At 56.7% G+C, this 12,387-nt stretch carries 14 protein-coding genes; 5 read left to right on the top strand and 9 right to left on the bottom strand.

The window, feature by feature from the left end:
* Positions 1 to 25 precede the first annotated feature (25 nt).
* Positions 26 to 1,780 carry a sulfite reductase subunit alpha gene (locus DBY66_RS13090; protein ID WP_039382173.1) on the top strand — a complete coding sequence of 585 codons (1,755 nt, stop codon included), beginning with the start codon at positions 26 to 28 and terminating at the stop codon, positions 1,778 to 1,780.
* 52 nt (positions 1,781 to 1,832) lie between these two features.
* On the opposite strand, the gene sspB is transcribed toward DBY66_RS13090, so the two are convergent.
* From sspB to zapE, 5 genes are all read right to left on the bottom strand, one after another.
* Positions 1,833 to 2,318, bottom strand: coding sequence for a ClpXP protease specificity-enhancing factor (gene sspB, locus DBY66_RS13085; RefSeq protein ID WP_039382169.1), 486 nt, complete (start codon positions 2,316 to 2,318; stop codon positions 1,833 to 1,835).
* Positions 2,319 to 2,320: 2 nt separating this feature from the next.
* Positions 2,321 to 2,962: a stringent starvation protein SspA gene (sspA, locus tag DBY66_RS13080; protein ID WP_039382163.1), complete on the bottom strand. Its 642-nt coding sequence runs from the start codon at positions 2,960 to 2,962 to the stop codon at positions 2,321 to 2,323.
* Positions 2,963 to 3,289: 327 nt separating this feature from the next.
* Positions 3,290 to 3,682: a 30S ribosomal protein S9 gene (gene rpsI / locus DBY66_RS13075; RefSeq protein ID WP_039382160.1), complete on the bottom strand. Its 393-nt coding sequence runs from the start codon at positions 3,680 to 3,682 to the stop codon at positions 3,290 to 3,292.
* A gap of 15 nt (positions 3,683 to 3,697) precedes the next feature.
* The gene (rplM, locus tag DBY66_RS13070; protein ID WP_039382157.1) at positions 3,698 to 4,126 is read right to left on the bottom strand and encodes a 50S ribosomal protein L13; all 429 of its coding nucleotides are present in this window, start codon (positions 4,124 to 4,126) and stop codon (positions 3,698 to 3,700) included.
* A 238-nt stretch (positions 4,127 to 4,364) separates the two neighbouring features.
* Positions 4,365 to 5,492, bottom strand: coding sequence for a cell division protein ZapE (gene zapE / locus DBY66_RS13060; protein ID WP_094110669.1), 1,128 nt, complete (start codon positions 5,490 to 5,492; stop codon positions 4,365 to 4,367).
* 189 nt (positions 5,493 to 5,681) lie between these two features.
* On the opposite strand from zapE, the gene zapG reads away from it, so the two are divergent.
* From zapG to degS, 3 genes are all read left to right on the top strand, one after another.
* Positions 5,682 to 6,092, top strand: a complete 411-nt coding sequence (gene zapG / locus DBY66_RS13055) for a Z-ring associated protein ZapG (protein ID WP_094110668.1) — start codon at positions 5,682 to 5,684, stop codon at positions 6,090 to 6,092.
* A 109-nt stretch (positions 6,093 to 6,201) separates the two neighbouring features.
* On the top strand, positions 6,202 to 7,572 hold the full coding sequence (degQ, locus tag DBY66_RS13050) for a serine endoprotease DegQ (RefSeq protein ID WP_108570029.1): 1,371 nt from the start codon (positions 6,202 to 6,204) through the stop codon (positions 7,570 to 7,572).
* 86 nt (positions 7,573 to 7,658) lie between these two features.
* The gene (gene degS / locus DBY66_RS13045; protein WP_039382147.1) at positions 7,659 to 8,738 is read left to right on the top strand and encodes an outer membrane-stress sensor serine endopeptidase DegS; all 1,080 of its coding nucleotides are present in this window, start codon (positions 7,659 to 7,661) and stop codon (positions 8,736 to 8,738) included.
* A gap of 39 nt (positions 8,739 to 8,777) precedes the next feature.
* Here degS and epmA read toward each other — a convergent pair whose 3' ends face one another.
* The 3 genes from epmA to efp form a co-directional block, all read right to left on the bottom strand.
* Entirely contained in the window at positions 8,778 to 9,755 is a 978-nt protein-coding gene (epmA, locus tag DBY66_RS13040) for an elongation factor P--(R)-beta-lysine ligase (protein WP_039382145.1), read from the bottom strand.
* Between the two features lie 136 nt (positions 9,756 to 9,891).
* Positions 9,892 to 10,026 (bottom strand): entericidin A/B family lipoprotein, encoded by a 135-nt coding sequence (locus tag DBY66_RS13035; protein ID WP_039382142.1) that lies wholly within the window; start codon positions 10,024 to 10,026, stop codon positions 9,892 to 9,894.
* A gap of 163 nt (positions 10,027 to 10,189) precedes the next feature.
* Positions 10,190 to 10,756, bottom strand: coding sequence for an elongation factor P (gene efp, locus DBY66_RS13030; RefSeq protein WP_039382139.1), 567 nt, complete (start codon positions 10,754 to 10,756; stop codon positions 10,190 to 10,192).
* 40 nt (positions 10,757 to 10,796) lie between these two features.
* Here efp and epmB point away from each other — a divergent pair, with 40 nt between their 5' ends.
* Positions 10,797 to 11,825, top strand: coding sequence for an EF-P beta-lysylation protein EpmB (epmB, locus tag DBY66_RS13025; RefSeq protein WP_039382136.1), 1,029 nt, complete (start codon positions 10,797 to 10,799; stop codon positions 11,823 to 11,825).
* Between the two features lie 209 nt (positions 11,826 to 12,034).
* Here epmB and DBY66_RS13020 read toward each other — a convergent pair whose 3' ends face one another.
* Entirely contained in the window at positions 12,035 to 12,382 is a 348-nt protein-coding gene (locus tag DBY66_RS13020; RefSeq protein WP_039385686.1) for a DUF4156 domain-containing protein, read from the bottom strand.
* Positions 12,383 to 12,387 lie beyond the last annotated feature (5 nt).

The raw sequence follows: 12,387 nt of genomic DNA, 5'->3' as shown, positions 1-12,387 counted from the left end.
ACTAACAGGATTGAGTACCCGTATCATGAAGATTCCTTACATTCCTGAAGACGCACCGTTTAACGGTGAGCAGAAATACTGGCTGGCGGGTTTTCTCGCCGGTCTCCACTCGCGCCTGTTAGTGCTGGAAGATAAGCAGACGGCGCCTGCCGCTGGCGCCAGCGCAACCACGCAGCTGCACATTCTGTACGGCTCCCAGACCGGCAATGCCGAAGCGCTGGCCCAGACCGCGGCTAAAGCGGCTCGTGCCAAAGGTCTGGTCCCGGTGGTGCAGGCGCTGGGTGAGGTCGATCTCGAAGTCTTCACCACCATGCGTCATGTGCTGATTGTGACCTCAACCTATGGTGAAGGTGAGATGCCTGACAACGCGCAGCTGTTCTGGCAGGCGATTTCAGCCAGCACCGCACCGCGCCTGGAGCAGATGCACTTTGCCGTGCTGGCAATTGGCGATACCGGCTACGACGGTTTCTGCCAGGCGGGTAAATTCATCGATATGCGTCTTGAACAGCTGGGTGCGCGCCGCGTAGTGGATCGCATCGACTGCGATATCGATTTTGAAGAGCCATCCGATGCCTGGATTGGCAGCGCGATGCCGCAGTTTGCCGCCAGCGCCGGCAGCAGCGGCACCGTGCTGGAGAGCGCACCGGAAGCGCCGGTGATCCCCGGCAGCAATAAGCAGAATCCTTATGCGGCTGCGCTGACCACCAATAAACGCCTCTCCGGCGAACAGTCGGCCAAAGATATCCGCCACTTTGAATTTGATCTCAGCGGTAGCGGTCTGAAATATGAAGCGGGCGATGCGCTGGGGATTATTCCGGTCAACGACGCCGCGCTGGTCACGCTGCTGCTGACTGAGCTGAAAGCGGACTATGAAACACCGGTACCGGGCTTCGATCGTAATCTGGGCGATCTGCTGACCTATCAGTTTGAAATCGCCGAGCCGTCACGCAAGCTCATTGAGTGGATTGGCCAGCACACCGCCAACCAGGAGCTGCTGCATGTGCTGCAGCACGACGATAAAGATACGCTGGCCAACTGGCTGTGGGGCAAAGACAGCCTCGATCTGCTGCAGCTGGAGCTGAAGCGCAGCCTGTCGGTGCCGGAATTTGTGGCGATGCTGCGGCCGCTGCAGCACCGCGCTTACTCCATCTCCTCCAGCGCCAAAGCGCATCCCAATCAGGTGCACCTGACCATCGCCTCTGTGCGCTATCACAGCGGCGGACGCGAGCGTAAAGGCGTCTGTTCCACTTATCTGGCAGAGCGCGTACGCCGTGGCGAGAAGCCGGCTATTTTTATTTCGCCTAATAAAGCGTTCCGCGTGCCGGCTGATGGCAATGCACCGCTGATCATGGTCGGACCGGGTACCGGTATTGCGCCGTTTCGCGCGTTTCTGCAGGAGCGCCAGGCAACGGAAGCAAAAGGCAAAAACTGGCTCTTTTTCGGCGATCAGCATCAGGAGCATGACTATATCTACAGTGATGAGCTGCACGGCTGGCAGCAGAGCGGTCTGCTGACGCACCTCGATCTCGCCTTCTCGCGCGATCAGGAAGAGAAAATCTATGTTCAGAACCGGATGCTGGAGAAAGGCGCTGAGCTCTACGCCTGGCTGCAGGAAGGCGCATACTTTTACGTCTGCGGTGATGCATCGCGCATGGCGAAAGATGTCGACGCCGCATTGTATGAAGTGGTACGCCAGGCTGGCGGTCTGTCCGGTGAACGTGCCGCAGCGTATATCGACCAGCTGAAGAAAGAAAAACGCTATCTGCGCGACGTCTACTGAGTTACAGCATAAAAAAACGGGCCATCAGGCCCGTTTTTTCTGCGCGAAAAGATTACTTAACGACGCGCAGTGAAGGACGTCCGCCGCGCGGCGGTGGCTCGTCATCAGGGGAATGATCCTCATCCTGAGCATCATCCGGACGATCGCCATCGATAACGGACATGACCGTCTCTTCCTGACCCGCTTCCTGATCGTCCATCGCCTGATCGTAGACCGGCTCCGGTTCGAACATGGTGCCCGCACCATTTTCACGCGCGTAGATTGCCATTACAGCAGCCATCGGCACGGAAACCTGACGCGGCACGCCGCCAAAGCGCGCGTTGAAGCGCACTTCGTCATTGGAGAGATCGAGATTGCCTACCGCACGCGGCGCAATATTCAGCACGATCTGTCCGTCGCGCGCATACTCCAGCGGGACCTGTACGCCAGGCAAGTTGATATCCACCACCAGATGCGGCGTCAGCTGATTATCCAGCAGCCAGTCGTAAAATGCCCGCAGCAGATAGGGGCGACGCGCGGTGAGTTGCGACATTTCCATACTTAGCCCCGAGCCTGCAGGCGCATTTCCCGCTCAGCTTCCGTCAGTGAGGCGAGGAAGGAGTCGCGTTCAAATACGCGTGTCATATAACCTTTCAGCTCTTTCGAGCCGGCACCGCTCAGATCAACGCCCATCTGCGGCAGACGCCACAGCAGCGGCGCCAGGTAGCAATCCACCAGGCTGAACTCTTCGCTCATAAAGAACGGCGTGCGCGCAAACAGCGGCGCAATCGCCAGCAGCTCTTCACGCAGCTGTTTGCGCGCGGCATCTGCCTCAGCGCCGCTGGTGGTTTCGATGGTACGCAGCAGGCTATACCAGTCCTGCTCAATGCGGTGCATCATCAGGCGGCTTTCACCACGCGCAACCGGGTAAACCGGCATCAGCGGAGGATGCGGGAAACGCTCATCCAGGTACTCCATGATGATGCGTGATTCATACAGCGTCAGTTCACGGTCAACCAGCGTAGGTACGGTGCGATACGGGTTGAGGTCAATCAGATCCTGCGGCAGATTATCTGGTTCAACCTGCTCGATCTCCACGCTGACGCCCTTTTCAGCCAGTACGATACGTACCTGATGGCTGAAAATGTCAGTCGGACCAGAAAACAGCGTCATTACCGAACGTTTGTTGGCAGCGACAGCCATGAAAACCTCCAAGTTTGTTCACAAAAATATACTGCGAATAGCCAACCACACGGCGACTCACCCGATCATCAGACTCGCACACTGCCGGGCAGCGCTGATATCCGGCTCATGTCCGGAGCGGAGCGTCAGTTCAGGCCGCGGCTCGCGGGCGCAAAGTGTCAGTGAGTTTACCAGATTTTAAGCAGCTTGTGGGGCGGGGTTGCGCATTTGCGGGCAAATAGCCGGGAAAGCTCGCGTTTTTACACTGCTTTACCGGGATAACAGCCAATAAAAAACCCGCCGAAGCGGGTTTTTTGAGCCAATTGACACTGCCGAAGCAGTAAGCAATTAACGCTTGGAGAACTGAGGACGACGACGTGCTTTACGCAGGCCGACTTTCTTACGTTCAACCTGACGAGCATCACGGGTAACAAAGCCCGCTTTGCGCAGTTCTGCACGCAGAGATTCGTCGTATTCCATCAGAGCGCGGGTGATACCGTGACGGATCGCACCAGCCTGACCAGAAATACCACCACCTTTAACGGTGATGTACAGATCCAGTTTACCAACCATATCAACCAGCTCCAGCGGCTGACGCACGACCATGCGTGCAGTCTCGCGACCGAAGTACTGCTCCAGAGAGCGCTGGTTAATTACGATGTTACCGCTACCCGGCTTGATAAAGACGCGAGCGGCAGAGCTTTTGCGGCGACCAGTGCCGTAGTTTTGAGTTTCAGCCATTGCCTATAATCCCGATTAAATGTCAAGAACTTGCGGTTGCTGCGCCGCGTGGTTGTGCTCGTTGCCTGCGTAAACTTTCAGTTTACGGTACATAGCACGACCCAGTGGGCCTTTTGGCAGCATGCCTTTAACCGCGATTTCAATCACACGCTCAGGACGGCGGGCAATCATCTCTTCGAAGGTCGCCTGCTTGATACCACCGATGTGACCAGTGTGGTGATAGTAAATCTTGTCGGTACGCTTGTTGCCGGTTACAGCAACTTTGTCCGCGTTCAGAACGATGATGTAATCACCGGTGTCAACGTGCGGAGTATATTCCGCTTTGTGCTTACCACGCAGACGGCGCGCCAGTTCAGTCGCCAGGCGACCCAAGGTTTTGCCAGTTGCGTCAACAACATACCAGTCACGCTGTACGGTTTCTGGTTTAGCTGTAAAAGTTTTCATTGAAAAGCTTACCCAAATAAAAGTTACACGTTGGTGAAATCCCAAACGCTAAGTTAACGATTGAGGCTCACGCGACCATTTCGCCCAGCAAGCCCACCCCCTCAGGTAGAGTTACCGGATCACACAGCTTTCCGGGAAAAGAAATGCTGTGCTGTAACGTGGGGTCGCAAGATTATAGAGAAGTCAGATTTAAAAATCGAACCTTTTTGCGACAAAATTCACGATTTCTGGCCGGGCGTCACGGCAGATGCGGCAGCCGGAGATACTCCTCGCTCTGCATCTCCTGCAGGCGTGACAGGCAGCGCTGATACTCGAACTTCAGCCGGGTTCCCTGATAAATTTCAAACAGCGAGGTTTCCGCTGCCACCACCAGTTTGACGTGGCGTTCATAAAATTCATCCACCAGTGCCAGAAAGCGGCGCGCCTGATCTTCAGTTTTATAAATCATCACCGGTACATCAAACAGCAGCACGCTATGGAAACGCCGCGATAGCTCAATGTAGTCGTGCTGGCTGCGCCCCGCCCCGCACAGCGTCAGGAAATCAATGGCGAGTACGCCTTCATGTACTCCACGGGTGGGCATCTCCCGGTGATTGATCTCCAGCACCGGTGCATCATCGGGTGCTCCGCCCGCCAGCGCACGAAACATGCGCGTCATCTCCGCCTGTGTGGCGTCATTAAGCGGATGGTTCCACAGATGTGCTGACGTCAGCGTACGCAGGCGATAGTCGATGCCGGCATCCACGTTCATCACCTCACAGTGCTGTTTAATCTGCTCAATAGCGGGCAGGAAGCGCGCGCGCTGCAGACCGTTGCGGTAGAGATCGTCCGGCGGAATATTGGAGGTGGCGACCAGGGCGATACCGCGTGCGAACAGTGCCTCCATCAGCGTACCCAGCAGCATGGCATCGGTAATGTCGGAGACAAAAAACTCATCAAAGCAGAGGATATCGGTCTCTGCTTTAAAACGGTCAGCCACAATCTGCAGCGGATCGCTTTGTCCCTGCAGCTGCGTCAGCTCTTCATGTACCCGCAGCATAAAACGATGAAAGTGCAGCCGCAGTTTGCGATCGCCAGGAATTGACTGAAAAAACAGGTCCATGACCCAGGTTTTTCCCCGGCCGACGCCGCCCCACATATAGAGACCGCGTACCGGTGCTTCCGGCGCTGCCTTCTCTTTGCCGACCAGTCGGGAGAGGCGTCCCAGCAGGCCGCGACCGCTGTTTTCACGCGGCTGCTGACGGGCAATCAACCCTTGCTGGATAGCGTCTAAGCGGGTTATAGCTTCACGTTGTACGTCGTCCGGGCGGAACTCGCCCTGCGACAGCGCCTGCTCATAGCGCGCAAGCGGAGATGAGGTTTGCATGGTTCTCTCAGAATCCCTGAAAAGTCCGATTCACGTGTCGGTTGCTGAAAATTAGGCCGCTCTACACTAAGCGATACAGTCCGATAGTTCCACTTCCTGCAGATTAACGGGTATAGTGACTTATAGTGAAGCTGAAGTTGAAGTTGAAGCAATGCCCTACGAAGCAACGGAAATTACACGGGAGTTATTATGACCTGGGAATACGGGCTGATTGGTTTAGTGATTGGCATTATTGTCGGCGCAGTCGCTATGCGTTTTGGCAACAAAAAATTGCGCGAACAGCGCAGCATGCAGTATGAACTGGAAAAATCAAAAGCGGAGCTGGCAGATTATCGCGAAGAGCTCACCAACCATTTTGCCCAGAGCGCAGAGCTGCTGGACAATATGGCGCGCGATTACCGCCAGCTTTATCAGCACATGGCAAAAGGATCCAACGATCTGCTGCCTAATCTGCCGGGTGAAAAAAATCCGTTCGCCTATCAGCTGACGGAAGCGGAAGCGGATAACGATCAGGCGCCGGTGCAGATCCCGCGCGACTACTCTGAAGGCGCTTCCGGGTTACTGCGCGGCAGCGATCGCACTACCCCGCCCCGCAGTTAATCTTTTCAGGGCACCGCCTCATGCGGTGCCCTTTTTGTTTCGAACACTTGCAGTAAACGACTGTCACACTTTCTGTACTCCCCTATTCGCAGCGAGAGCCTGATAACCCATGAAAAAACAAACAAAACTATTAAGCGCACTGGCGCTGAGTATCAGCATGAGCCTGGCCGCAACGTCAGGCGCGATGGCCGCGCTTCCGGTACAGATTCAGGGGCAGGCGCTGCCAAGCCTGGCACCGATGCTGGAGAAAGTGCTGCCGGCGGTGGTCAGCGTACACGTTGAGGGCAGCGACAGTGGTCAGCAGGCGCAGGAGATCCCGGAACCGCTGAAGCGTTTTTTCGGCCAGGCGCCAGGTCAGTCGCAGCCTCAGCCATTTGAAGGCCTCGGTTCCGGCGTCATTATCGATGCGGCAAAAGGCTATATTCTGACGAATAATCACGTTGTAAACGGCGCGGACAAAATCAGCGTCCAGCTCAGCGACGGCAACGAATATGATGCCAAACTGATTGGCCACGACGAGCAGACAGATATCGCTCTGATTCAGGTTGAAGGGGCTAAGAACCTGACGCAGGTGAAAATCGCCGATTCTGATGCGCTGAAAGTCGGCGACTTTGCGGTAGCCATCGGTAATCCGTTTGGTCTGGGTCAGACAGCCACCTCCGGGATCATCTCGGCACTCGGCCGCAGCGGCCTTAATCTTGAAGGACTGGAGAACTTTATTCAGACGGATGCGGCGATTAACCGCGGTAACTCCGGCGGCGCGCTGGTCAACCTGAACGGTGAGCTTATCGGTATTAATACCGCGATTCTGGCATCAAGCGGCGGCAATATTGGTATCGGCTTTGCCATCCCCAGTGATATGGCGATCAACCTGGCGCAGCAGCTGATTCAGTTCGGCGAAGTGAAGCGCGGTCAGCTGGGTATCAAAGGCACCGAGATGACGGCGGATATTGCGAAAGCGTTTAACGTTGACGCGCAGCGCGGCGCATTTGTCTCTGAAGTGTTGCCAAAATCGGCCGCGGAGAAAGCGGGGATAAAATCGGGCGATATCATCACCTCTATCAACGATAAGCCGATCGCCAGCTTCGCCGAGCTGCGCGTTAAAGTAGGCACCACGCCGCCAGGCCAGCAGGTGAAAATCGGTCTGCTGCGCGACGGTAAGCCGGTCAGCGTGACCGTTACGCTGGAGCAGAGCGCGCAGAGCACCGCCAGCGCGCAGCTGATGTCTCCTGCTTTGCAGGGCGCGCAGCTGAGCGACGGCACCACCAAAACAGGCGATAAAGGCATTAAAGTCGACGCCATCGAAAAAGGCACGCCGGCTGAGCAGGTCGGTCTGCAGAAAGATGATGTGATTGTGGGCGTAAACCGTACCCGGGTGCAGAGCCTTGCCGAGATGCGTAAAGTGCTGGAGGGCAAACCGCCGGTGCTGGCGCTGAATGTGGTACGCGGCGACGAGAGTATCTACCTGCTTCTGAGATAATCCCCCCGACAGGCGGACAAGCAGGTGTGTGTCCGCCTTTCTCATGTTATTCTGCCCTGCGATCTCACCTGGCTTGAAATAACACCATGTTTCTTAAACTTTTGCGTGCAGTGGTGATGGGCCTGATCGTAGCAGGCTTGCTGCTTGTTGCGATCCCGGCGCTGCGGATGGGCAGCGACGTCACTTTTGATCATGAAAGCAGCGCTGACGAAACCCCTTTCAGTTTTAATCCGGGGGTGCGCCGCGCCGTGCCCGCCGTAGTCAATGTCTACAACCGCAGCGCCCACGGTAACAATAATCGCGGTATCACCACGCTCGGCTCGGGTGTGATCATGAACGCGAAAGGGTACATCCTTACCAACAAACACGTTATCAATAACGCCGATCAGATCATCGTGGCGCTGCAGGATGGCCGCTTTTTTGAAGCGACCCTGGTGGGCTCCGACGCCATGACCGATTTAGCCGTGCTCAAAATCAGCGCCTCAGGCCTGCCGGTTATCCCGATTAACCCTGCGCGGCTGGCGCACATTGGTGACGTCGTGATGGCGATAGGCAACCCCTATAATCTCGGGCAGACGGTCACACAGGGCATTATCAGCGCGACCGGACGCGTCGGCCTGAGCTCTTCCGGCCGGCAAAATTTCCTGCAGACCGATGCCTCAATTAATCAGGGCAATTCAGGCGGCGCGCTGATCAATTCGCTGGGCGAGCTGATGGGTATCAACACGCTGACCTTTGATAAAAGCAACGACGGAGAAACACCGGAAGGCATCGGCTTCGCTATTCCTACCGCGCTGGCGGCCAAAATCATGGATAAGCTGATCCGCGACGGGCGGGTGATCCGCGGCTATATCGGCATTACCGGACGTGAACTGCCGCCGCTGCACGGCCAGGGCAGCAATCTCGATCGCGTACAGGGTATTATTGTTAACAGCGTCGCGCCGGGCGGTCCGGCCGATAGCGCCGGGATCCAGGCCAACGATGTGCTGCTGCAGGTTAATGGCAAGCCTGCGCTCTCCGCGCAGGAGACGATGGATCAGGTGGCGGAGATCCGCCCCGGTTCAGTGATTGATGTGCAGGTGCTGCGCAATGAGCAAAAAATGACGCTGCCGGTTACGATCCAGGAATTTCCGGAAGCTGCCGCCCCCGTCACCACCGCCCAGTAAGCCGCGGCGCCAGCCGGCGCCGCGCTTAACCTGACGTTCTCAGCTTCTGTCGACCGGAAACGCGATCACATCGCTCAGCGCGCTGGCTTTCAGCGCCAGCATAATCAGGCGATCCACGCCCAGCGCCACGCCGGAACAGGCTGGCATACCATGCGCCAGCGCATCCAGCAGATAGTGGTCAATCGGATGCTGCGGCAGCCCGCGCGCCGCACGACGACGGTTATCCTGTTCAAAACGCTGACGCTGCTCACGGCTGTCGGTCAGCTCGCGAAAACCGTTCGCCAGCTCAACCCCTTTGTAATAGACCTCGAAGCGTTCAGCAACGCGATGATCTTCCGTGCTGATCTCCGCCAGCGCAGCCTGACTTGCCGGGAAGTGATAGACAAAGCAGGGTTTGTCGTTGCCAATTTTCGGCTCTACGCCCAGCATAAACAGCAGCTGCAGCAGCGTATCGCGATCCTCTTCACGCTGCGCCAGCTCCCCCTCGCCGAGCTTTGTCGCGGCTTCGCGCAGCTGCGTTTTATCCGCAGAGAGCGGATCAATCTCCAGATGACGGATAAACGCCTGCTGATAGGAGAGGGATTCTGCAGTGTCGCACTCCAGCACCTGCTGCAGCAGATCGTCCACCTCGTTCATCAGGCGATACATATCGTAGTGCGGGCGGTACCACTCCAGCATGGTGAATTCAGGATTGTGATGACGCCCCGCCTCTTCATTACGGAAGCAGCGACCCATCTGGTAGATCGGCCCGCTGCCAGCGGCCAGCAGCCGTTTCATATGGTATTCCGGGCTGGTCATCAGCCAGAGATCGCGGCCTTCGCTGGCGCCGGGTCCGACAAAACGCGTCTGAAACGGCACCAGATGGATATCGGTGATGGTGGCCTGGCTCATCGCCGGGGTATCCACTTCCAGCACGCCGCGATCGGCAAAGAAACGCCTGATTTCCGCCAGAATCGCGGCGCGTTTCAACAAATTGGCAATGGGTGCGCTCGGCTGCCAGCTTGCCGTTTCGCTCATGGTGATGACTCCTCATACAAATAAGGGGTGGAAGTCTACCCGGAACAGAAGCAGCAAACAACGAGGCGTAGCGGAAGAGAAGCTGGCAGATCAGAGGAAAAGAAGAGCGGTGCGAAAGCTTTCGCACCGGCAGATTTTACTGGGTGCTGCGCTGAATTGCCTGACCACCCGCTTCGACATCCTCACCGACGCCGCGCGTGGTGTTACAGCCGCTCAGTACCGAAGAGAGCACCAGCACAGAGAAAATTGCGACAATACTTTTCTTAAACATAGCCATATCCTTGTTGGTTGCAGTAAAAGTACAGCTTTTAAAGCATAGTCTGCTTCTGCAACCCTGGTAGCTGCGCCCCGGAAAAATTCACGCCGCCATCGCGTTTCGCGGCCATAAAAAAAGGCGCATCACCGATGCGCCTGATTGAGTACTGATGTCGTGCTTATTTTACGCGGGAAACGTATTCACCCGAGCGGGTGTCAACTTTCACCACTTCGCCAATCTGAACGAAGAGTGGCACTTTGATCACTGCGCCGGTAGACAGGGTCGCTGGCTTGCCGCCGGTTCCGGCGGTATCGCCTTTCAGGCCCGGATCGGTTTCGGTGATTTCTGCTTCGATGAAGTTTGGCGGCTGAACGGCAATCGGTTTATCGTTCCACAGGGTTACGATACACTCTGCGTTGTCCTGCAGCCACTTGGTCACGTCATCCAGTACTTTGGCTTCAACCTGGTACTGTTCAAACGACTCAGGGTGCATGAAGTAGAAGAAGTCACCGTCGTTGTAAGAGTACTGCAGCGTCATATCACGAACGTCTGCGCCTTCGGCAGAGTCGGTAGATTTAAAGGTCTTCTCAACGCGAGAACCGGTCAGCAGACGACGCATTTTAACGCGTGCGAAAGCCTGGCCTTTACCCGGTTTTACGAATTCACTGGATTCGATGGCATACGGTTCGCCTTCGAACATGATTTTAAGACCGGAACGAAAATCGTTGCTAAGATAAGTCGCCATAAAGGCCCTCTGTAGATATTAACTGGTAATAGCCAAAAAAATGGCACACATTGTAACCCTAAATTCCCCTGTCAGAGAAGATTGGTTGCAGCAACTTGCTGATGTTGTCACCGATCCTGCTGAATTACTGCAACTTTTAGGCCTCGAACATCATCAGGAATTAGCTGCCGGCCACGCTGCACGCCAGCTTTTTGCCCTGCGCGTGCCGCGCGCCTTCATTCAGCGCATGCGCCACGGCGATGCCGGTGACCCTCTGCTGCTGCAGGTGCTGACCAGCCGCCAGGAGTTTACCGATGCGCCGGGCTACACTACCGATCCGCTCGATGAGCAGAGCAGCGTGGTGCCGGGCCTGCTGCACAAGTATAAAAACCGCGCGCTGCTGCTGGTCAAAGGGGGCTGTGCGGTAAACTGCCGCTACTGTTTCCGCCGTCACTTTCCTTATCAGGATAATCAGGGCAACAAGCGTAACTGGCAGGCGGCGATCGACTACATTGCCGCGCACCCGGAGCTGGATGAGATTATCTTTTCCGGCGGCGATCCGCTGATGGCTAAAGATCATGAGCTGGCCTGGCTGATTGCGGCGCTGGAGCAGATCCCGCATCTGAAGCGCCTGCGTATTCACAGCCGGCTGCCGGTGGTGATCCCGGCGCGCATTACGGAAACGCTGTGTCAGCTGCTGGCTGACACCCGCCTGCAGGTGCTGCTGGTAAGCCATATCAATCATGCGCAGGAGATTGATGAGGCGCTGCGCGCGCGTCTGCAGCTGCTGAAGCGATCGGGCGTGACGCTGCTGAATCAGAGCGTGCTGCTGCGCGGCGTTAATGATAATGCGGATGCGCTGGCTGAGCTAAGTAATGCGCTGTTTGATGCCGGCATTCTGCCCTACTATCTCCACGTGCTCGACAAAGTTCAGGGCGCTGCCCACTTCTTTGTTTCAGACGCCGAAGCGCGCGCGCTGATGCGTCAGCTGCTCAGCCGGGTCTCCGGCTATATGGTTCCCAGACTGGCGCGTGAGATTGGCGGTGAGCCGAGCAAAACCCCGCTGGACCTTCAGCTGCGTCAGGAGTAACGCTCGCTCTCCGGTGCGCATGAATGCGCACCCTACAAAGACGTGCCGCAATTGATGCGCACCCTGCAAGCAGACGTGCCGCAACTGATGCGCACCCGGCGTGCTTATGTAGGGTCGCCATTAATGGCGACCACAGCGGCTCGTAACCCCCACATTCCGCTGCAAATAAAAAAAGCCGCTCTCGCGGCTTTTTTATTGCTGCTCTGCTATTACGGACACTTGTAAACCTGGCCGGTCATTTTGCTGTCGAGCGGCGCGAACGCAGAAAGCAGATTCTGCGTCGGGCTGGTGGCACCATAAATAACGTTGCCGCCCATTTCAGCCGCCCGGTTGCGCAGATCGTTGGCAGCACCACGCAGCGCGCTATTTTCGCCGCCCGCCCCGCTCAGCCAGTTGCTCTGTGAGCCGGTGACGTTGCCCAGAAGCTGACATTGACTTGCTGGCTGCTCATCGACAAACGTGACGCGTTCGCCAGCGGCGCTCAGCTGATTTGAGCTGCTGCAACCCGCCAGCAGCATGATGCCCGCTGCCAGTCCGGGCAAGAGGTTAATCCGCATTGTAA

This window comes from Pantoea sp. RIT413 (assembly GCF_003057675.2).
GTDB lineage: Bacteria > Pseudomonadota > Gammaproteobacteria > Enterobacterales > Enterobacteriaceae > Pantoea > Pantoea eucrina.
Note: the sequence above shows the minus strand (reverse complement) of the source record. Positions and strands in the feature narration are given on the sequence as shown.

Bases quoted from the DNA above. Each gene is read 5' to 3' on its own strand.
- degS (WP_039382147.1), top strand. From the start codon at position 7,659: ATGTTTCTTAAACTTTTGCGTGCAGTGGTGATGGGCCTGATCGTAGCA.
- sspB (WP_039382169.1), bottom strand. From the start codon at position 2,318: ATGGAAATGTCGCAACTCACCGCGCGTCGCCCCTATCTGCTGCGGGCA.
- rplM (WP_039382157.1), bottom strand. From the start codon at position 4,126: ATGAAAACTTTTACAGCTAAACCAGAAACCGTACAGCGTGACTGGTAT.
- DBY66_RS13090 (WP_039382173.1), top strand. From the start codon at position 26: ATGAAGATTCCTTACATTCCTGAAGACGCACCGTTTAACGGTGAGCAG.
- DBY66_RS13035 (WP_039382142.1), bottom strand. From the start codon at position 10,026: ATGTTTAAGAAAAGTATTGTCGCAATTTTCTCTGTGCTGGTGCTCTCT.
- zapG (WP_094110668.1), top strand. From the start codon at position 5,682: ATGACCTGGGAATACGGGCTGATTGGTTTAGTGATTGGCATTATTGTC.
- rpsI (WP_039382160.1), bottom strand. From the start codon at position 3,682: ATGGCTGAAACTCAAAACTACGGCACTGGTCGCCGCAAAAGCTCTGCC.
- epmA (WP_039382145.1), bottom strand. From the start codon at position 9,755: ATGAGCGAAACGGCAAGCTGGCAGCCGAGCGCACCCATTGCCAATTTG.
- sspA (WP_039382163.1), bottom strand. From the start codon at position 2,962: ATGGCTGTCGCTGCCAACAAACGTTCGGTAATGACGCTGTTTTCTGGT.
- DBY66_RS13020 (WP_039385686.1), bottom strand. From the start codon at position 12,382: ATGCGGATTAACCTCTTGCCCGGACTGGCAGCGGGCATCATGCTGCTG.
- epmB (WP_039382136.1), top strand. From the start codon at position 10,797: ATGGCACACATTGTAACCCTAAATTCCCCTGTCAGAGAAGATTGGTTG.
- degQ (WP_108570029.1), top strand. From the start codon at position 6,202: ATGAAAAAACAAACAAAACTATTAAGCGCACTGGCGCTGAGTATCAGC.
- zapE (WP_094110669.1), bottom strand. From the start codon at position 5,492: ATGCAAACCTCATCTCCGCTTGCGCGCTATGAGCAGGCGCTGTCGCAG.
- efp (WP_039382139.1), bottom strand. From the start codon at position 10,756: ATGGCGACTTATCTTAGCAACGATTTTCGTTCCGGTCTTAAAATCATG.